Source organism: Alteribacillus persepolensis (assembly GCF_900099605.1).
GTDB lineage: Bacteria > Bacillota > Bacilli > Bacillales > Marinococcaceae > Alteribacillus > Alteribacillus persepolensis.
Genome location: NZ_FNDK01000005.1, coordinates 50,359 through 71,276, shown reverse-complemented (window position 1 = coordinate 71,276; position 20,918 = coordinate 50,359). Strand labels below are relative to the sequence as shown.

At 40.6% G+C, this 20,918-nt stretch carries 20 protein-coding genes and 1 tRNA gene; 10 read left to right on the top strand and 11 right to left on the bottom strand.

Translation table 11 applies throughout. The features are described 5' to 3' along the window. Positions 1-121: 121 nt before the first annotated feature. Positions 122-322 carry a hypothetical protein gene (locus BLT18_RS17945; RefSeq protein ID WP_139184713.1) on the bottom strand — a complete coding sequence of 67 codons (201 nt, stop codon included), beginning with the start codon at positions 320-322 and terminating at the stop codon, positions 122-124. Between the two features lie 144 nt (positions 323-466). Here BLT18_RS17945 and BLT18_RS06040 point away from each other — a divergent pair, with 144 nt between their 5' ends. Beyond that, positions 467-1,102 carry a superoxide dismutase family protein gene (locus BLT18_RS06040; RefSeq protein ID WP_175487390.1) on the top strand — a complete coding sequence of 212 codons (636 nt, stop codon included), beginning with the start codon at positions 467-469 and terminating at the stop codon, positions 1,100-1,102. 63 nt (positions 1,103-1,165) lie between these two features. Here the strand turns inward: BLT18_RS06040 and BLT18_RS06035 are convergent, their stop codons facing one another. The 4 genes from BLT18_RS06035 to BLT18_RS06020 form a co-directional block, all read right to left on the bottom strand. Continuing rightward, positions 1,166-1,948, bottom strand: a complete 783-nt coding sequence (locus BLT18_RS06035) for a TerC family protein (protein WP_091272150.1) — start codon at positions 1,946-1,948, stop codon at positions 1,166-1,168. A gap of 552 nt (positions 1,949-2,500) precedes the next feature. Next, on the bottom strand, positions 2,501-4,387 hold the full coding sequence (locus BLT18_RS06030; protein ID WP_091272148.1) for an ABC-F family ATP-binding cassette domain-containing protein: 1,887 nt from the start codon (positions 4,385-4,387) through the stop codon (positions 2,501-2,503). Between the two features lie 251 nt (positions 4,388-4,638). Continuing rightward, positions 4,639-6,090: a DEAD/DEAH box helicase gene (locus BLT18_RS06025; RefSeq protein ID WP_407639920.1), complete on the bottom strand. Its 1,452-nt coding sequence runs from the start codon at positions 6,088-6,090 to the stop codon at positions 4,639-4,641. Positions 6,091-6,297: 207 nt separating this feature from the next. Then, entirely contained in the window at positions 6,298-8,478 is a 2,181-nt protein-coding gene (locus BLT18_RS06020) for a DNA topoisomerase III (RefSeq protein ID WP_091272146.1), read from the bottom strand. Positions 8,479-8,839: 361 nt separating this feature from the next. Between BLT18_RS06020 and BLT18_RS06015 the strand changes: the two genes are divergently transcribed. From BLT18_RS06015 to BLT18_RS05985, 7 genes are all read left to right on the top strand, one after another. Beyond that, positions 8,840-10,453: an ATP-binding protein gene (locus BLT18_RS06015; protein ID WP_245705192.1), complete on the top strand. Its 1,614-nt coding sequence runs from the start codon at positions 8,840-8,842 to the stop codon at positions 10,451-10,453. Further along, entirely contained in the window at positions 10,450-11,154 is a 705-nt protein-coding gene (locus BLT18_RS06010) for a response regulator (protein ID WP_091272144.1), read from the top strand. The genes BLT18_RS06015 and BLT18_RS06010 overlap by 4 nt, the downstream gene beginning before the upstream one ends. A gap of 186 nt (positions 11,155-11,340) precedes the next feature. Then, complete coding sequence (locus BLT18_RS06005; RefSeq protein WP_091272142.1) at positions 11,341-12,363, top strand: tripartite tricarboxylate transporter substrate binding protein; 1,023 nt, start codon at positions 11,341-11,343, stop codon at positions 12,361-12,363. 101 nt (positions 12,364-12,464) lie between these two features. Continuing rightward, positions 12,465-12,923, top strand: a complete 459-nt coding sequence (locus tag BLT18_RS06000; protein WP_091272140.1) for a tripartite tricarboxylate transporter TctB family protein — start codon at positions 12,465-12,467, stop codon at positions 12,921-12,923. Between the two features lie 15 nt (positions 12,924-12,938). Next, positions 12,939-14,432 (top strand): tripartite tricarboxylate transporter permease, encoded by a 1,494-nt coding sequence (locus BLT18_RS05995; RefSeq protein WP_091272138.1) that lies wholly within the window; start codon positions 12,939-12,941, stop codon positions 14,430-14,432. Between the two features lie 299 nt (positions 14,433-14,731). Next, complete coding sequence (locus tag BLT18_RS05990; RefSeq protein ID WP_091272136.1) at positions 14,732-15,931, top strand: cation:proton antiporter; 1,200 nt, start codon at positions 14,732-14,734, stop codon at positions 15,929-15,931. Between the two features lie 178 nt (positions 15,932-16,109). After that, complete coding sequence (locus BLT18_RS05985; protein ID WP_091272133.1) at positions 16,110-16,310, top strand: cold-shock protein; 201 nt, start codon at positions 16,110-16,112, stop codon at positions 16,308-16,310. Positions 16,311-16,456: 146 nt separating this feature from the next. Here BLT18_RS05985 and BLT18_RS05980 read toward each other — a convergent pair whose 3' ends face one another. Both BLT18_RS05980 and BLT18_RS05975 read right to left on the bottom strand, forming a co-directional pair. After that, positions 16,457-16,618: an anti-repressor SinI family protein gene (locus BLT18_RS05980; protein ID WP_091272132.1), complete on the bottom strand. Its 162-nt coding sequence runs from the start codon at positions 16,616-16,618 to the stop codon at positions 16,457-16,459. Positions 16,619-16,705: 87 nt separating this feature from the next. Further along, positions 16,706-17,410, bottom strand: coding sequence for a Crp/Fnr family transcriptional regulator (locus tag BLT18_RS05975; protein ID WP_091272130.1), 705 nt, complete (start codon positions 17,408-17,410; stop codon positions 16,706-16,708). Between the two features lie 328 nt (positions 17,411-17,738). Between BLT18_RS05975 and BLT18_RS05970 the strand changes: the two genes are divergently transcribed. Further along, positions 17,739-18,845: a PQQ-dependent sugar dehydrogenase gene (locus BLT18_RS05970; protein ID WP_091272129.1), complete on the top strand. Its 1,107-nt coding sequence runs from the start codon at positions 17,739-17,741 to the stop codon at positions 18,843-18,845. Between the two features lie 23 nt (positions 18,846-18,868). Here the strand turns inward: BLT18_RS05970 and BLT18_RS05965 are convergent, their stop codons facing one another. The 4 genes from BLT18_RS05965 to BLT18_RS05950 are packed head-to-tail and all read right to left on the bottom strand — an operon-like array spanning position 18,869 to position 20,699. After that, complete coding sequence (locus tag BLT18_RS05965) at positions 18,869-19,438, bottom strand: manganese catalase family protein (protein WP_091272128.1); 570 nt, start codon at positions 19,436-19,438, stop codon at positions 18,869-18,871. Between the two features lie 16 nt (positions 19,439-19,454). After that, positions 19,455-19,721, bottom strand: coding sequence for a spore coat protein CotJB (locus BLT18_RS05960; protein ID WP_091272127.1), 267 nt, complete (start codon positions 19,719-19,721; stop codon positions 19,455-19,457). Beyond that, complete coding sequence (locus BLT18_RS05955) at positions 19,718-19,945, bottom strand: spore coat associated protein CotJA (RefSeq protein WP_281242339.1); 228 nt, start codon at positions 19,943-19,945, stop codon at positions 19,718-19,720. The genes BLT18_RS05960 and BLT18_RS05955 overlap by 4 nt, the downstream gene beginning before the upstream one ends. 43 nt (positions 19,946-19,988) lie before the next feature. Further along, positions 19,989-20,699, bottom strand: coding sequence for a hypothetical protein (locus BLT18_RS05950; RefSeq protein ID WP_245705191.1), 711 nt, complete (start codon positions 20,697-20,699; stop codon positions 19,989-19,991). A gap of 52 nt (positions 20,700-20,751) precedes the next feature. Here BLT18_RS05950 and BLT18_RS05945 point away from each other — a divergent pair. After that, a tRNA-Leu gene (locus BLT18_RS05945) sits at positions 20,752-20,840 on the top strand. Positions 20,841-20,918: the final 78 nt, after the last annotated feature.

Genomic DNA, 20,918 nt, shown 5'->3' with positions numbered 1-20,918 from the left:
AAACAAATTATTTAATACATGCAATTATTATCGTAACAAAACATTTCAAATATCACTTTCAGTAAAGAACTGATATTAGACTAAAAAAAGCAGCACTTTCCTTAAAAGAAAGCCTGCTTTTTCATTGACCGGATGAATTTTCTTCAAGTTCACGAGTGATACCTTTTTTGAATTCATACACAATAATCCCCGAAAATAATAAGAGAAACACAATCAATAAGTAGTCAGGAATAACTGCTATGTATCTGCCAAAAGATGATAATACCTGTATCACCAGTATGATAAACCATATACTCGTTAAAATTTTTAAGATATTTGCCAACGGTATCACCTTGCCAAACGTTTATTGGTTCCTTTTTCATTATAACGCATCCTCTGCACTTCTTCACCTTTTTTTATAAAATTCATGCAGACCATTATGAAATATACAGTAATTGGAAAAAGTAGGAAAGAAGGAGGTGTTACAATGAAGTGGATCTATGTAGTATTAGCTGGATGTATGGCTCTTTTTATCAGTGGCTGCAATAACGAAGCTGCTCCTCAGGAAAATGACGCTGTAGAAGAAGATGCAGAAGCTGTCCTCGCCGATGTGGCACGCTCTTCTGAAAACAGTATTGCAAAAGCAGATATGATTAACACCAGTGGTCAGTCCATCGGTACTGTTCATTTTTATGACAACGATCATTCCGTTATGATGGAAGCACTATTCAATGAAGGAATTCCTGCAGGATTTCATGGCTTCCATATACACGAAACAGGCGTATGCGACCCGAATGCATCAGACGGTCCATTTACTAGTGCAGGCGGACACTACAACCCACAAGGGACAAACCACGGCTCCCATGCAGGTGACATGCCAAGTTTGTACGGATTAGAAGATGGTTCTAGTTACTTGTTAACCGCTTTGGATCGATTTAGCCCACAGCAGGTAGCAAATGAACAGCGAGCCGTCATTGTCCATACAGATGCTAATAACTTTGCTAACATACCAGACCGTTATACGTCTGATTTAAACAACCAAAGCGGTCCCGATGAAGAAACATTAAAAACGGGAGACGCAGGCGACAGGCTAGCTTGCGGTGTGATTGAACCGTCTCGCTAAAACAAAACAGCCAAAGGCACCAACACGTCACGTGTTTATGCTTTTGGCTTTTTTTGTTACGTATTAAGGCAGGTCTTCTTCCTTTACTTCTCTTTTGCTCGATAAAAACCAGCCGCCAAGTGCAACTAATATAAGAACAACATAAAATGTCACTTTCCATGGCGTTGACTCGGCAAACTCTTCTGGCAGCACGCCAAGTGCAGGGTGTGAAAGTGTATATACAGCAAGTTTAATCCCCACCCATCCGACAATGATAAACGCTGCAATTTCTAGACCAGGGCGCTTTTTAAGTAATTTCACAAAAAATGTCGCTGCAAAACGCATAATAATAACCCCAATAAGCCCACCTAACAGAATAACAGTAAACTTCGCACCATCAAGTCCGCCAATTGTCGGAAAGTTTGTATCAGGGAGTGTCACAGCAAGAGCTACCGCCGCTAAAATAGAGTCTACCGCAAAAGCAATATCTGCGATTTCTACCTTCAGGACCGTTCCCCAAAAGCCAGCAGAACTAACCTGTTTCTTTTTCGCTTTATCGTCTGGAGTTTCATCCTTTTTCAGCCACACTTTGCGAATAATATGATTTCCTGCTATAAATAACAAATAAAGGGCCCCAATGGCTTGAACCTGCCACACATCAATTAAAAAAGAGATAACAAATAAGGACGCAAACCGAAATACAAATGCACCTGCCAATCCGTAAAAAAGAGCTTTTTTCCGCTGATTTTCAGGTAAGTTTTTTACCATAATAGCAAGTACCAATGCATTGTCAGCTGCAAGGATGCCTTCTAATACAATAAGCACCAGCAGAACCCAGCCATATTCAAGAAGCAAACTAATATCCATACCGAATCTGAACTCCCTCGTTTTTTAGTTCACTTATTTTACCCAGAGAATAGATGGTGTTATACTCTGCCTTCTTTATCGTATTACAGAGGGATTCATTATATCCGGATCACGCAAGAAAAACGATGGTTGAGAAACCCGCTCAACCATCGTCCTTGTCATCCGTAGGCGTTGCTTCTTTAGAACGCACCTGCTGCAGACGGGATGCTTTCCGCGGGCACGGCCTCAGCTAACTTAGTAACGAACAGGCCTTCACCAAGTGGATCTTTGGCTCGTGCTTCGACGCACAGGACATGCTAGTGTCGGCAGCGTTGGCCACACGATGTAGCTGGTCTTAGCCGACGTCCCGCAGGAGTCACCCAGTTTCCGAACAGCGTATGGATGAAACATCTTTAAATAATCAATCAAAGCACATACTTTCCTACCTTCTAAGAAAAGCGCAAGCACCTTGGAAAGTTGACGGTACCGATAGTTTTTCTTATATTGACATGTTACCTTTTCCTCTCCGCACGAAAAAGACCCCTTCCATAAATTGAAAAAGGTCTTCCTCACTTAATCCGTCTGCATTTCTTCTACTAATACAGAAAGCTCTGTCCATCTCTGTATTGCTTCATCAAGTTCTTTCTCTACTGTCTGTTGTTCTTCCATCCACTGCTGTGCTTTTTCAAAGTCGCTGCCAGCTTCCGCAATTTTTTCTTCTATTTCTTCTTTCTTCTGCTCTAAATCTGCAATCTTATCTTCGATGCCATTCCATTCCTGCTGCTCTTTATAGGACATTTTTTTCTTTGCACGCTTTGACTTTGGAGTAGAGTTTTCAGGTACTGCCTGCGCTTTCTGGTTCTGGTCTCTTACCGCATCGAGATAATCGGAATATCCTCCTTGGAACCGTTCAATGGAGTCATGAGAGGAAAAAACCAGTAACGAACCAACGACTTTATCAAGAAAATAGCGATCATGGGATACCGTAATCACAACACCGGGAAAATGGACCAAATAGTTTTCTAAAACACTTAAAGTCTGGGTATCCAAATCATTTGTCGGCTCATCGAGGAATAAAACATTTGGTTCTCTCATTAGTACTCCAAGCAAATACAGTCTTCTTCTCTCTCCACCGGATAAACGGTAAATATAATTCCATTGCATAGCACGAGGAAACAAAAACCGCTCAAGCATTTGCTCCGCTGTTAATTCCTTGCCGTCTGTGGTCACAACAACTTCCTTTATATCACGAATATATTCAATCACACGCTGATTGACATCCATGTCCTCATGCTCTTGCGAATAATAGCCGATTCGCACTGTCTCCCCAGTTTCGACCTCTCCGGTGTCCGGCCGCTCCTTTCCTGCCAGAATGTTTAATAGTGTTGTTTTCCCGCTTCCATTGGGCCCGATAATACCTAACCGTTCTCCAGGAGTGACTAAATACGAAAATGATGAAAACAGCACGTGACTGTCGTATGCTTTAGAGATATTTTCCACTTCCAGTACTTTTTTGCCAAGCCGGACTGAACCAACCGCGAAGTCGACATCCTCCCGTTTTTCCGGACCTTTCATTTCTTTTAAATTTTTTACACGTTCCACCCGTGCTTTTTGTTTAGTTCCTCTTGCTTTAGGCATTCTCCGCAGCCATTCCAACTCGGTGCGAAGTATATTTTTTCGTTTCACTTCTGCTTGTTCTTCTAATGCCTCACGTTCTGCTTTCTTCTCTAAAAATAACTCATAATTCCCCTCATACGTATACAAATTCCCTTGATCAATTTCATATATTCTGTTGGTTACACGGTTTAAGAAATAACGGTCGTGTGTAACAACAATAAACGCGCCTTGATAAACAGATAAATAACTTTCCAGCCATTCAATCGATTCATGATCAAGATGGTTCGTCGGCTCATCCATCACAAGCAGATCAGCAGGTTGAATGAGGGCTTTTGCAATAGCGGTTCGCTTTTTTTGTCCGCCTGAGAGTTCACTCACCTGTTTCGAAAAATCTGTAATTCCCAGCTTCGTTAATACTTGTTTGGCAGCTGTATTCGCTGCCCATGCTTCATTTTCATCCATTTGCTGCTGTGCATCTAACAATTTTTCTTGCAGCTTTGCGTTTTCCGGATGCTGCTCTAGCTCTTGCAGTGTCTTTTCATAATGCCGCATCGTTTTCATGATAGTTGATTCTCCATAATAAATCTGTTCAAGAACGCTGAGATGCTCATCCAATTCCGGTTCTTGCGGCAAATATTCTATCTTGAAAGCGTTAGCATGATATAATTCTCCTTCTTCTGCGCTGTCCTCTTTGGCTAATATTTTTAAAAGTGTTGACTTGCCGGTGCCGTTTACTCCAATCAAACCAATCCTGTCACGTTCTTCAATAACAAAAGATATATGTTCAAATAATGTTTTGTCTCCGTATGTTTTATAAAGCTGTTCTGCTCGTAATAAACTCACGTTGCTTCCTCCTTTTTACGCTGGTCAGGAGATATTTACACATATTATCATAACATGAGTGCTGGCAGCGTGGCTCCATCAGCGTTTACATTCCCGCCACGCATATATTTAAAAATTGGCTTTCCGGCACGTGTTATAGCGGCAAATTTACATATAAAGCTTTCTTCCACTAGCAAAAACATCTCTCCTGCAGCACAGAAAAGGCTGTCCAAAGGGATAAAAACCCCTTTGAAACAGCCTCTCAGTGGATACTAAACCGTCTTTTTACGCTTGTTGCCATATCTTTCATTTGGTTGACGTGTTTTTTTATAAGGCTTCTTTTTGCGGTTGCGAGGTTGCTGGTTCCCTCTGGACTTACGACCGCCGCCTTTAGGTTTCTTTGGTCTTAATGATGCTTCTTCGGTTAAATGAACTTCGACACGTTCAGGTTCATTTGTATTCATCTTTAATGCTGCTGCAACTAAAGTGACAGGATCATGACCGCTTAACAGAGTTTTTGCTGCACTCTCTAAATCTTGAACATCTTCATTCTTTATAGTCTCAAGCAATTTATTCACGACTTGTTGATAACGGCCATGCATGGCCTCTGCGTACGTCGGGATATCTTGGCGAATCATTTTTGTCTTGGTTGTCTGTTCAATAAACGTTAAATGGCTGCGCTCCTTTGGCGTTGCAAAACTGTAAGCAATACCTTCTTTGCCTGCTCGTCCCGTCCGGCCGATTCGATGAACATAACTTTCAGGATCCTGCGGCAAATCGAAGTTATACACGTGTGTCACACCACTTACATCCAGCCCGCGTGCTGCCACATCGGTAGCAACCAATATATCAATAGTGCCTTGTTTGAATTTACGCAGCACTTTATCGCGCTGTGCTTGTTTTAAATCACCGTGTATTCCTTCTGCAGCATAACCACGCCGTGTCAGAGCTTCTGACACTTCATCTACCCGGCGCTTTGTGCGTCCAAAAACAATCGCAAGTTCTGGTGGTGTAATATCGAGCAAATAACACAACGTATCAAACTTTTGTTTTTCAGGAACCTCGATATAGCGCTGCTCAATATTAGAGACGGTAAGCCCTTTGCTTTTTACTTTCACTGTTTCTGGCTGATGCATAAATTTCGACGTGACGGTTTGCAGACGCTTTGGCATCGTAGCAGAAAATAGCAGCGTTTGCCGCTCTTCAGCAACTTCTTGCAAAATGGTTTCAATATCTTCGATAAAACCCATACTAAGCATTTCATCGGCTTCATCAAGAACAACCATCTTCATATATTTGGGACGAATGGTTTTTCGTCTCATGTGATCCATAAACCGCCCAGGTGTTGCGACGATGATTTGCGGACGGCGCTTTAATGCTTTTATTTGCCGGCTGATCTCTTGTCCGCCATACACAGCAAGAGCCTGTACTCCTTTATAACGAGCGAGACGGTTCAATTCTTCCGACACTTGAATAGCAAGTTCGCGTGTTGGAGCGAGCACCAGTCCTTGCGGGTGTGCCTCGTCTTCTTCCATCTGTTCAATTAAAGGAATACCAAATGCTGCGGTTTTCCCAGTCCCTGTTTGTGCTTGACCGATGATATCATGTCCTTGTTTAACCTTTGGAATCACTTCTGCTTGAATGGGTGTCGCTTCTTCAAATCCCATTTCGTTGACAGCCTGAAGTGTTTGCTCATCCATTTGTAATTCTGTAAATAATGTCAATATATACTAACTCCTTTTTTATTAATAAACTTGTCGTAACATGCATGATTTATTCTTCTATTCATTAGAAAAACTTGGCTTTCCTATCCGTGCAAAAAAGCTGTATCCTGTTTTCTCGAACAGGATACAGCCTGCATTGGTTGTTGTCATTTTCGAGAGTTATTCATACAATTTCTTTACTTTACCATACGATAACGACAAATACAATTATTTTTTGTCATTTTTTTGTTTCAGGTTCTGCAGAGCTTCCGCTAATGCAGGGTTTTTCATCTCATCATCTTGCTGATGCTTTAAATATTTTTTCACATCGTGTTTGCTGGCTTTGTTTTGTTTTTCTTTTTGTCTCCGTTTATTAAACGAAGATACTTTTTCTTTATACCCACAGCGGCATACAAAAATTTGCCCTTCTCCTTCACCGCGCAGCTCCATTTTCTTTTTACACTGCGGACAGCGTGCATTCGTGATTTTTGAAATATTTTTCTTATATCCGCAGGCCTTGTCTTGGCACACTTTTCTTTTTCCATATTTACCATTTACCTCTAACAGGAGTTTTCCGCATTTTGGACATGGTGTCCCCGTTATATTATCGTGTTTAAACGACTTTGTACTGCTTTTAATATTTTGGACTACATCTTTTGCATACCCCTTCATATCCGATATAAACGCTTGGCGGTGCAGCTTTCCTCGTTCAATGTCTTCTAACTTTTGTTCCCATTCAGCTGTTAACGTTGGAGATTTTAATTCATCCGGAACAAGATCTAATAATTGCCGGCCTTTTAACGTTGTAAACAAGCTTTTTCCCCTTTTTTCAAGCAGCTGGCTGTTCAGCAGCTTTTCTATAATATCTGCTCTAGTGGCAACCGTGCCAATGCCGCCTTTCGTTTTCAATGTATGGACGAGCTGTTTATCTTCACCAGCCATAAAACGAGATGGATTTTCCATTGCAGACAATAATGTACCTTCATTAAAACGGGACGGCGGTGCAGTTTCTCCTTTTTCTGCAGCTGCTTCCACAATTCGTATTTTTTCATTCTCTGTAAAGCGGGAGAATTTGTTATGCTGTTGTTCGCTACCACCTTGGTAAACTGCTTTCCAACCGCTTCTTAACATACGCTGCTCTTTGGCTGCAAATGTTTCATCATTTATATGTCCTTCTATTACTGTCTGTTCAAACTGTGCCGTTGGGAAAAAACCCGCCAAAAACCGTTGTACAACGAGTTCATAAAGTTTCTTTTCTTTGCTGGTCATATCAAACAAACGTGGCGGCTCTTCTGTCGGAATGATGGCATGATGATCAGAGACTTTTTTATCATTGATCATAGAAGAAGACAACATCCAGCTGTTCTTTTTTATCGTTAATACATGTTTCGAAAAATTTCCTGTGTCACAAGCTTTCAAGCGATCTTTTAATGTACTTTTAATATCAGAGGACAAATAACGGGAGTCTGTTCTCGGGTATGTTAACACTTTATGCCTTTCATACAAACGCTGCAGTACGTTTAGCGTTTCTTTAGCAGAATAGCCAAAGCGGCTGCTTGCTTCGCGCTGCAGTTCCGTTAAATCAAACAATGATGGATTTGCGTCATGTTTCTTCTTTTTTTCCACCTTTTTTATTACCATATCTTCGTTTTGTATCTTCTGCAGTATACGGTCCTTTTTTTCCTTGGAAAAAATACGTGTGTCGTTGTTTTTTGGATGCCTCCACCAAAAAGTTGTCCCATTCTTAGCTGCAGTGCGTATTTGATAAAACTCATCTGGTGTAAACGAAGCAACCTCACGTTCACGGCGAGCAACCATCGCTAATGTCGGCGTCTGCACCCGTCCACATGAGAGAGACGCATTAAATTTTGTTGTTAACGCTCTGGTGGCATTCATTCCGACATACCAATCTGCCTCTGATCTTGCCTGGGCCGCTTCATACAATGAATGGAACTTTCTCCCGTCTTTAAGGTTTTGGAACCCTTGTTTAATGGCTTTTTCGGTAACAGATGAAATCCACAGCCGTTTAACCGGCTTTTTCACTCTTGCTTTATCAATAATCCACCGTGCCACAAGCTCTCCTTCACGACCGGCATCTGTGGCAATAATAATGTCTTTTACATCATTTCGATGCAGCTGTCTTTTAACTACACTAAACTGTTTGCCTGTCTTTGGGATAACCGACAACTTTAATTTATCTGGAAGCATGGGTAAATCCTCAAGTTTCCATGTTTTATACGAGGAATCGTACGTTTCCGGCTCAGCGAGAGTAACAAGGTGTCCAAATGCCCATGTTACAATGTATTTCTTTCCTTCCATGAAATCTTTTCCTTGTTTATCACAGCCCAAGACGCGGGCAATGTCTTTGCCAACAGACGGCTTTTCTGCAAGAATAACTGATTTGCTCATATGTATAATCCTTTCCCGGTAAGTACACCTTATCGTTTTCATGATTTATGACGCATTCTTTTCACCATATTATCATATTCATCATGTTTTCTACCTGTATTCTTACACCTATTGACAATTCTTGCAAAGGGCTATACCGTAGTTCTCAACAATCGACATTCTGTGACATTTCTATGACACAAAAAGGAAAGCACAAGTGCCCTGGAAAGAAGAAAACCTGGCCGGTGCCAACCCTTTAGATATAGGCGACAGCCTCGTCTGCATGTATACAGATTTCCTCCACATATTGACAACACCAATGATTCACCCATGCCAACAGATTATCCTTTCCTGTCAATCCGAAAAGGAGGGAGGCAAACTGATGAAAATGATGAACGTTACGATTCAAACAAAGATTATCCTTCTTGTTTTGACATTAATTACACTTGTTATCATTGCGTTATCTGGCTTTTTTGCCTACTTAGAATCAGAAGAAATTGAAGATACGTTAGGTGATAAAGCATTGAGTACGGCTACTTATATTGCGAGTGCTCCTACCGTTCGGGATGCTTTTCAAACCGATAATCCCTCGGAGGTTCTACAACCGTATGCTGAACGAGTTCGTGAACAATCCGGGGCTGAATTTGTTGTTATTGGAAATGAGAGCGGCATTCGCTATGCTCATCCTGATGAGTGGAAAATAGGGGAAGAAATGGTCGGGGGAGATAATCATCGTGCATTAACAAATGGAGAATCATATGTTTCTCAAGCAGAAGGAACACTTGGTCCATCACTTAGAGGAAAGGCACCCATCAGGGATAACATGGGCAATATTATCGGGGTTGTTTCGGTCGGTTTTTTAATAGAAGATTTACACGCTGTTATACTCGAGCGTCTTTCATTACTCGGTTTATTAGCGTTAGCAGCTGTTTTCATTGGAACACTGGGCGCTGTCGTACTTTCCAAAAGTATTCGAAAAGATATGTATGGATTAGAACCTTATCAAATCGCTCATTTATTTCGAGAACGCCAAGCTATTCTTTCCGCCATTCGTGAAGGTATTATTGCGATTGATAAAGACGGATGTTTAACACTTATCAACCATTCTGCCAGAACGATGCTTGATTTGTCAGAACCCGTAGAAAGCAGACCCATTAAAGAAATACTTCCTGATTCGGTTATGGAACGTGTCTTAGAGCATGGCCGGCCTGAATACAATCAAGAACTGCCTTTACAAGGAAAAATCTTCATTGTAAATAGAGAGCCTATTTTTGATAACAATCAAATAGTAGGCGTCGTTTCTACTTTTCGAGATAAAACAGAAATGATGGAAATGGCAAATACTCTTTCCGATATTAAAAGATACTCCGATGATCTGCGTTCTCAAAATCATGAATATACGAATAAATTATATGCTCTTTCGGGTTACCTTCATCTCGGCCAGACAAAAGAGGCTATCCAATTAATAGAAGAAGAAACAATCAGCCAGAAAAAGCAGACAGAAGTACTGTTTAGTCAAATAAAAGATACGACTGTACAAGCCATATTAGCTGGTAAATCAGGGAGAGCTTCTGAAATGAAAGTAGCGTTTGACGTCGATCAGGCAAGTCATCTAGAACCACTTCCTGCGCATATGTCCCAAACAAAAATTATCTCTATACTAGGAAATGTGATCGATAACGCGTTGGATGCGGCTAAAAACAGTCTTAATCCTAAGGTAACTTTTTTCGTTACAGATATCGGAAACGATGTTGTGTTCGAAATAAGTGATAATGGTCCGGGACTTCCCTACGACGCAGATATACTTATGGAAAAAGGTTTCTCTACCAAACAGAGCATCCATCACAAAAGAGGATATGGACTCACGATTGTTGGTGATACAGTGTCTAACCTCGATGGAATGCTTGAATTTGATAATAAGCTGGAAGGCGGTGCGTTTTTTTCTATATACCTGCCTAAAAAACCATCTTCACATCAAGGAGGAGAGGTTTCATGATACGAACAGCCATTGCAGAAGATGATTTTAGAATTGCTTCCATTCATCAAGAACTCGTTAACCGTGTAAAGGGGTTTCAATGCGATTATCAGTCCTTAAACGCTAAAGACACATTGCACATGCTCGAACAACATACTATTGACCTGCTGTTGCTTGATATTTTTATGCCCGATGAACTAGGCACCCAGCTGCTGGGCACGATTCGTGAACATCATCCACAGGTAGATATATTGATTATTTCTGCTTCCACTGACGTAGAACACGTGCAAAAATCATTACGTTATGGCGTTTTTGATTATATAATAAAACCTGTCTCACTCGAACGCTTGGAAAAAACCTTACAAGATTATTTAATATTTCACCAGCAGCTTCATGAATCCAAACAAGTTACACAAGAAAATATCGACCGCTTAACGTCGATTCGCAGCCAGCTGCAGCCTTGGGACAGCACTGCTGAAACAGTAGACGAGCTTCCAAAAGGGATTGATCCACTCACCTTGCAAACGGTAGCCAAAGAGCTCGAAAACGCGGGAGAAGGCATGACAGCAGAAGAAATGGGACAATACCTTGGAGCTTCACGAACAACCGCACGCCGCTATCTCGAATACATGATTTCCTCTAACCAGGCCGATGCGAGACCCATATATGGCATCGTAGGCAGGCCGGAAAGAAGATATTTTATTCGAAAAAAACAATCTTAGAGTCGAACAAGCCGTCCATGAAACCCTTCATGGGCGGTTTTTTAATATATACATACATTTATTATTATCAGTGAACAAAATGAACAAAATATATATTTAATTTTTTTATACAGATTATTTTGTAAACGATTACAAATTTGATTATTTTTCTTAAAATTAAAATAATCAAAAAAGGGGGATTACAACATGAAAAAATTTTGGTTATCAACTCTTGCACTTTGTACAGGTTTAACACTGGCCGCTTGCGGAGGGGGAGAAAATGAAGAATCAAATGCAGACAATAATGCTGGTGACGGAAGCTGGCAGCCCGAACAATCGATTGAATTTGTAGCCCCTTCTGGTGCTGGCGGCGGCTGGGATACAACAGCAAGAATGGCAGCAGAAGGCTTTGAAGAACAAAATATTATGGATGAAGGCATTGGTGTTGTCAACAAAGAAGGCGGTGGCGGAGCTGTAGGTTGGGCCTACATTGCTGGTAAAGCCGAAAACCCACATCATTTATTTGTCGCATCACCTCCTTTGCTTCTCATCCCTTTAAATGGCCAATCAGAGTACGGGTATGAAGATTTCACCCCCATTGCAAACATGATTTCAGACTACGGTGCGTTTGCTGTGCGTGAGGATGCTCCATGGGATGACTTAAATGAATTATTTGATGATATGAAAGACAACCCAGATAATATTACGGTTATTGGTGAATCTTCTCCAGGGAGCATGGACCATATTCAGTTCATCAAAATTGCAAAAGAAGCAGGTGTTGACCCACAATCTGTAAAATATGTTTCTGCTCAAGACGGCAGTACGATGACGAACCTGTTAAATGGTAACGCTGACGTTTATTCAACTGGAGTAACAGAGACAGTAGAACAAGTAAGAGCTGGCGAAATTAAAGTACTTGGTGTCACCGCGGAAGAACGGTTAGAAGGTGAGGTCGTTGAAGACTTCCCTACCGCTGTTGAACAAGGCATTGATGCAACATTTATAAACTGGAGAGGATTTTTCGGACCTCCTGGAATGACAGATGCACAAATTGCTTACTATGAAGAAAAATTCCAAGAGTTAAACGACTCGGCTCATTGGGAGGACACTCGTGAAAAGTATGCATGGAATGAATTATATATGGATAGTGAGGAATACGCTGAATTTTTGAAAGAAGAAGAAAAAACGATGCAGGAACTTCTAGATGACGTAAACATGCAAGAAGAGTAATGGAACAGCGAACCTTTTAGGAGTCGTGATCTTCCATAGATCACGACTTTTCCTTGCTAATGTTTTTCTCACTTTTTATAAAAGGAGGTTTCAATCAGAAAATGCTAAGACCTGCACATCGTAAAATCAGTCTTATTTTAATTGCCTTATCCATTTTTTACTTATATTTATCATTTCAGCTTCCAAGTTTCACAAATACGGTCATCGATGCTTCAACGATGCCAAAAGCATTAGGAGTCGGCCTGATTATTTTAAGTCTCATCTTATTTTTTAGTCCTGATAAAGAAACAAAAGAAGATAAGGAAAAACGCATCATTCCTAAGGAGGATTTAAGAAAAATTATCGGTGTCGTTTTTATGATACTGGCTTATATATTTCTTTTGGAACGATTAGGATTTCTTCTCGTTTCCTTTTTATTTATTTTCTTTTGCTCTCTTTTTCTTGGTTATACGAAACACGGCGTTAACCTTATCGTTTCAATTCTTTTTCCGCTTGTTCTTTACAGTGCTTTCACTATGCTGCTTGGCATTAGTTTACCATCTGGAATCATTCCATTTTAGAAAGGAGGAAAAGGAATGGGTTCATTAGAGGGAATATTAAGTGGTGTACAGCTGGCTTTTAGTATAGAAGGTATTTTGTTTGTATTCCTTGGTGTACTTGCCGGTACATTAATCGGTATGATGCCCGGACTTGGGCCAATTAGTGCAATAGCCATTATGATTCCATTAACGTACAATATGGATCCAACCGTTGCCTTAGTATTAATGGCTGGTGTGTATTATGGTGCTGTGTTTGGCGGTTCTACTTCCTCTATTCTTTTGAATGCGCCAGGAATCTCTGGAACCGTTGCCACTTCCTTTGACGGCTATCCTATGGCCCAGAGGGGGGAAGCAGGAAAAGCTCTGGCTGTCGCTGCCATCTCCTCTTTTGTCGGCGGGACAGTCAGCGTTGTATTATTAATGCTTTTTGCTCCTGCCTTATCAAGCGTGGCTGTCGTGTTTGGACCTCCAGAATACTTTGCATTAATGGTGCTCGGTCTAACAGCCATTTCCAGCTTATCTGATGGATCTACAGTAAAAGCATTAATTTCTGCTGTGCTAGGAATTATGGCTGTAACAATTGGTATTGACAGCCAAACGGGAACGACTCGTTTTACATTTAATAACCCTAACTTGCTTGAAGGTATTGACTTTTTAGTTGTCGCGCTTGGTTTATTTGCTCTGTCGGAAGTTTGTGCGTTAATTATTAATAGAAGTCAAACATCCAAAGACCGTAAATCACTTGGCAGTTTAAAGCTGTCAAAAAGTGAATTAAAAGATATGAGCGGTCCTGTGGGGCGGCAATCTATATTAGGGTTTATCCTTGGTGTTCTTCCAGGAGCCGGTGCTACCATTGCTTCCTTTATCGGTTATATTACAGAAAAAAAATTAGCTAAAAAGCCTAAAGAATTCGGTAAAGGTGCTGTCCGAGGGGTCGCCGCGCCGGAAACAGCGAATAATGCAGCGACAAGCGGGGCATTTGTACCTCTTTTAAGCCTTGGAATCCCTGGCTCTGGAACGACAGCGGTGTTATTGGGAGCTTTGCTTGTATTGGATATTCAGCCTGGTCCTTTGTTAATGGGTGAACAACCTCAGTTATTTTGGGGAGTTATTGTAAGCATGTACGTTGGTAATTTATTTCTTTTGATTTTAAACTTGCCATTGATTCCATACATCGCCAAAATACTTGCAATTCCGCGCCCATTGTTAATTTCTCTTGTCATTATGTTTAGTATGATTGGTGTATACTCCATCAGCTTTAATACATTTGACCTTTACTTGCTTTTAATTTTTGGGATTATCGGGTATCTCATGCGACTCTTTAAATTTCCGCCTGCTCCTTTTATCCTTGCTTTTATATTGGGCGGAATGATGGAAGAATCCTTTAGACAAGCAATGACAATGTCTAACAATGACTTAAGTGTCTTCATTAATAAGCCAATCGCACTTGGTATGCTTATTGCTGCTTTCTTATCGTTTGTTGTTCCAATCTGGCAAGGGTACTACCGTAAAAAGAAACATGCTGCTTAATGCATTTAAGCTGTCCCATACATAAATGGGACAGCTTTTCGTTTATATAACCAGGTAAGAATATAGAAGCATTTAATATTCCCCCCTTCTTTTCCTTCAAGTACCAGGAGCATCTGCCAAAAAATATACTGTAAACATTTTTAATCCTTAGACTCCATATTTTAAAAAGAAGTGGAAGTGTTTTTTCTTAGTGTCTCTTGTTTCACTTTGGCAGCAATTTATTATGATGTTTCACTCCTTTTGTTTCAGGCTATTATGAAAATAACTTCATCTTTTACGATAAGAAAGGGTGCAGGGAAATGGACCCAAACAAGTTATTTATGATTGTATTCATTGGTTTTTTGGTTTTTTCTCTCGATAAGAATCAAAAGAAATTCCCTGCTCCTATTATTTTGGTTGCCTCTGGCGTCATTTTGGCGTTTTTTCCATTTTTATCCACATTAAATTTGACAAAAGAGTTTATTTTTGACTGGATTTTACCCGCCTTACTATTTATTTCTGCTTACCAGTTTCCTCTGCATCAACTAAAACAAAAAGCCGGTCTAATTATCACGCTTGGTACACTGGGTATATTTCTTTCTGCCATTCTGCTTGGGATGTTGTTGTATGCAGTCGGGCATCTTCTCATCGGCATCTCCCTTGCAGCGGCGATGGTTATTGCTGCCTTATTGATACCAACCGACCCCGTTACAGTTGTTTCTATATTAAAAAAAAGCAGCGACACCCACCATTTAGCGGAAGTTGTAGAGGGGGAATCATTAATTAACGATGGGACTAGTGTTGTGATTTTCAGTTTATTTTCAGGTTATTATTTGAACAGCGAACCTCTGCACTTTGCTTTGTTTACATGGGAATTTATATACACTTCTCTCGGCGGGGTGCTTACCGGACTTGTTGTAGGCTGGGTTGTACCAAAAGGAATTCATTTCATTGAATACCACGCTTATCAAGTTTGGCTTAGTCTGCTTCTTGCCTATGGAAGCTTTTATGCAGCTGAAGGCTTAGGAGTTTCAGGTGTTCTTGCTGTAGTCATTAGCGGTCTTTTCTTATCAAAAGAACTAGCTGGAAATCAAAAGGAAAAATCACTGCGAAGAGACTTAGAAAGTTTTTGGGGAACTATCGAACCTGTGTTATTATCCATCATTTTTATTTTAATTGGAATCGAAAGTTTAGACTTTTTCACAACAGACGGTCTCCTTTTTGCCTTGATTGGTTTTACCTTGTCAATAATTGTGCGCGCGGTTATGCTTGTTTTTATTTTAAAATCGCTTCCCTTATGGAGGAATACTTATACCAAAAGTGACACATTATTATTAACGTGGGGGGGAATAAAAGGAACAATGTCTCTGGCCCTTTTATTAGGAATCACCGGAGAAGCTGGTGCACAAGATGAAGGCTTGCTTTCTTTAGCATTTATGATGATTATGTTGTCTCTCATGATTCAAAGCGTAACGTTCTACCCTCTAAAAACTAAGCTGGATCGAACACCTGCTTCATAAATAATATCCAGGCTTAAATTTTTTTCGGTGATCAGCTGTTAAAAAGTTGCATTTGTTTGGCGAACATGATATGATGTAATTGCTATTTTGTAACCTAGGGTCAGAGGTTGCTTTGATCATAGTGTTTAGCAAGATAAGTAATTTAATTTCGTGCGTACAGCGCACACAGGAGGATCACATGGAACAAGGAACAGTTAAATGGTTTAATGCAGAAAAAGGCTTTGGTTTTATTGAGCGTGAAGGCGCAGATGACGTATTTGTACACTTCTCTGCTATTCAAGAAGAAGGGTTCAAAACTTTGGAAGAAGGACAAACTGTCAGCTTTGAAATTGTAGAAGGCGACCGTGGCCCACAAGCTGCTAACGTAACCAAACAGTAATGTAAAACCAATACCAAAGAACTCTCCTCGGAGAGTTCTTTTTATATTGCATACTAAAAGACAACCCCGGCTTTTCACTAACCGGAGTTTAAAAAAGTATTTTTGTTTAATAATTCTGATATTTCCACCTCTGTTGTATGAAATTCTTAGCGCTTCTCCGTTGACACTTTCTGTTTATCATGACAGTTTGATAAAAAATCCCGAACTTCCTCTACTTTTAGCCCGCTTGCTTTAGCTTGCTGCATTAGGTACACCCACTCTGCATCAAACATTTCTGTATTCTGCTGCTTCCTGTTCTTATCCAGCACGCTGCAGTCCTCCTTTTTACACACACGCACATCCTAAGAGTATTGTACAGCGCACCATTTTCTTTTTCTGTAATCTATTTCACAGTTTTACGCGTTTTCGTTATAGTCTGTTATTACCTGCTGATTCACTTGAATCGTTTTTCGACCAGAATTTCGAATCATTCCTTCTGACTTTAACCTGCGCATGTTGGTGGAGACAGATTCTCTCGTGACGCCTAGCATATTGGCGATTTCTTGATGAGATAACGGAATAGGAATATCGACAAACACTTTCTCTTTCTTCCCATATGTATCGGCCATAGACACTAACAAATGGGTAATTTGTTGCTTAACACTCCCAGTTGCAATCATTTGCAAAAGCCTCTCCCTCTCTTGAAGACGCTTCGACAGCATCTCCATCGCATGAACAGCAATGTCTGGGTGTGATTGCAATAATTCATGAAACTGCTCTTCTGTCATTGAACACAAATACACATCAGCTATTGTTTCAACATAGACGTTTTCCGTACCTAATGAAAAAGAACGGATGGCACCATACGTGCTGTATGGTCCGAGAAGACTAACCGTAAATGTTCTGCCTTCCTCGTCCATGTCATATATTCTAACGGCGCCTTCTTTTACAAAATACAATTTATTTTCTGCTGTGTCTGGCGTTTGTATAATCGTATGCTTTGCTACAGTTTCATGACGAATCATCGGCGCAAACACTTCTAATCCTTCTTTCGGAAGAAACTCAAAAAACCCTATCTTAGACAAATACCACATTTTGTCTAACGATTTTGTTAATTTCACTGCAGGCCTCCCTTTCTTTATACCATATACTTATATCTATTCTATCATGTACTCGCGCATTTTCATGAATATTTTCCCATATCTTTCTATTCATTCACCGCATCAGTTAAGACAAGCACACTAATTGATAACCTTTCCCTTTTCATTTGGTGTCTCTTTATATAGTGTCAGTCTATGATGAAGTACCATGATGTCAGCACCAGCTTCTGATGTCGTGTTACACTCCTTTTTTCACATATTGTTTCTGAAAACACAATGATGTTAACGATTACGTTTTGTGTGGGCAGGGAATAGAACAAGAAAGCTCTGTAGAATAAGGAGGCTGTTTGTGCAAAAAAAGATACTATTTTCATTTCTATTTGTCTTACTCTCAGGTTGTGCTTTTTCAGACAATGGCAAAACAGAGACAGAAGATACTTCTCCAGACACACAAACACCTGATAATAAACAAGATGACATGCACAATGCAGAAACCATAGCCACTGGATTAAATGTTCCTTGGTCCATTCAACGCCAAAATGATGTTTTTTTCATTTCGGAACGAGGTGGTACGATTGCTGCAATTGATTCCAATGGCACTGTTACCCGTTCCTCTGTTGAACTCGAAAAAGATGTCATTTCAACAGGAGAAGGCGGCCTTTTAGGATTTGTGCTTGACCCAGATTTTCACCAAAATCAAACTGCTTACATTTACCACACGTATCGAGAAAATAATCGCTTATTCAATCGCATCGCAGCTATAAAAAAAACCGATACTCAGTGGAGTGAGCAGTTTGTTTTATTGGAAGAAATACCAGGAGCCGAGATTCATAACGGAGGACGTTTACAAATAGGCCCTGATGGTATGTTATATGCAACAGCTGGTGATGCCAATCAAGCACACGAAGCACAAAATCAGCAAAATCTTGCTGGAAGCATTCTTCGACTTGATACAAATGGTGACATACCTGAAGATAACCCCATGCCATCTTCTTATATCTACTCATACGGCCATCGTAACCCGCAAGGCTTAAGCTGGGATAACAACACCTTATACAGTTCCGAACACGGACCAAGCGGCCGTGATGAAATCAATAGAATTGAGCCTGGTGAAAATTACGGCTGGCCCATCATTACAGGAGACGAATCACAGGAAAATGCAAAAACTCCGCTGTTTCACTCAGGAAATGATACGTGGGCACCGGCTGGAAGTACTTTTCATGAGGGACAACTTTATGTCACGGGTTTGCGCGGCAATCAATTGATGCAATTTTCTATACCAGAAGGCAGCATGGAAATGATATATAAAGATAACGACCGGCTGCGCGATGTGTACGCCGATGATACCTATCTATATGTCATTACAAATAATCGAGATGGACGGGGTAATCCCGGCCAGGAAGATGACCGGCTGATTCGCATACCTCTCTCCTTAAACACAACAAGCAGACACTGATTTCGTGTCTGCTTTTATTTTTCTTAATAAAATTTCTTTTTGCCTTGTTCTTCTTTTAGAATTTCCACAGCTTCTCGGAAACGTTGGGAGTGTACGACTTCTCGTTCTCTTAAAAACTTCAAGCCGTCGTTTAAGTCAGGATCATCCGACATATCGATAAGCCACTGATACGTTGCCCGTGCTTTTTCTTCCGCTGCAATATCTTCATACAAATCAGCAATAGGATCTCCTTTTGCTTGTATATAAGAGGCGGTCCATGGAACGCCTGCAGCGTTATTATAAAACAATGCGTTATCATGATTGGCATAATGAGCCCCTAAACCAGCTGCTTTCATTTGTTCCGGTGTGGCATCTTTGGTTAATTTATAAACCATCGTCGCAATCATTTCTAAATGGGCAAATTCTTCGGTGCCGATATCGGTAAGTAATCCAATTACTTTATCTGGAATCGAATACCTTTGATTGAGATAGCGAAGGGCTGCAGCCAACTCGCCATCAGCGCCGCCGTATTGCTCGATTAAAAATTTTGCCAGCATTGGGTTACAAGTACTTACCTTTACCGGATATTGCAGCTTCTTCTCATAAATCCACATAAACAGCCCTCCTTTATTAAATCTGCCACGGCCACGGCGATTGGTTCCAATTCCATGGATAACCGCTGTAACTATTGCCAAATTGCTGCAAAGGCCCATAATACTGTTCAATTTGTGGAACGAGCTGATGACGGTAGTAAGCCATATCATTAAATTGTTGAATCGCCGCAGTATCATCTGGATGCGTATCTAAGTACAGCGTTAATTCCACTAATACAAAATCAACCGCTTGCAGCTCTTCCATTAACTGATAAAACTCTTGTGGAAGCTGTTTCTGGCTCATGATTGTCCCCCCCGCTCATATGGATTGTCATACGGGGAAAATAAAGCAGGCCAAAGCGTCCCGCTATAAAGAGCCTGCTTCGGCTGATATTGCGGAAGACCCGGGGGCTGAAATCCTAAATAAAGCTGTGGAGGCGTATCATACGACTTTACTCGTATTGGCGGACACGGATCAAACGGACTGACATAAGGATGGTAATACTTTCGCTGTGTAAATTCTTTCACGATGACACCTGCCTTCATCCGTTTTATCTCATCTTATGAACGCTTATTTTCGTTTAGAATGTTTTTTCCATATTTGAAGATATTTCTGTACATATTTGGAGTGGTATATATTGTCTGCCACTATACTTAAAACAAGACCGTAAACAATCACGCCAAAAATGCTTAACACTACTAATAGAATGTGACCGACCAGCGTCACTGGTTCAAAATTGGACCTGCCGAAAAACAAGAAAGACAACAACCCGCTCCAAAAAGCTTCTAAAAAACTTTCAATAGCAGGTTCTTTATAATGTAACGGAATGATAAAAAGAAACAGCAAAACAAATGATAATGATAAAACGACAGCAACGTTTTGCTGTTTTAAAAAACGAATAAACGGCATCGTATAATATTTCGTTATAGTTTTCAAACGTACTAAATGTAAAATACGTGCCAGCCTGGCTGCCTGAAATACTGCATCTAGTGGAATTACCGCAATGACTATGAAGGGGTTGGCTTTGATAAATGCCCATTTGCTGCGACTTGTTACTAGACGGAACAGAAAATCTGCAAAAAAGACGCTCCACGTTCCCCAAATAATGTAGTTATCTGCTCCGGTGTCATACCACAATGTTCCAATGGAAGCAGCAGCTAACAGAACCATAGTTGTTTCATAAGTGAAATCTATTTTCGAACGACTCTCTTCCGCTGAAAACATTAGGTCCACTACTTTCCTCTTATTTTCTCCTTTTATTCTAGCATGAGTCATCCACATATAATTATCTCTTGCAATCATTTCTGAAACGTTTTATAATATAATGTGTTCTGCGGCTGTGGCGGAACTGGCAGACGCGCACGGTTCAGGTCCGTGTGGGCATTATCGCTCTTGGAGGTTCGAATCCTCTCAGCCGCACCACATCTATACTTTCTCCTTTTTATTCCTAATTATCTAATATGTTTTGTATATGACAGAGGGTCCGTATGTGGCGGGCGC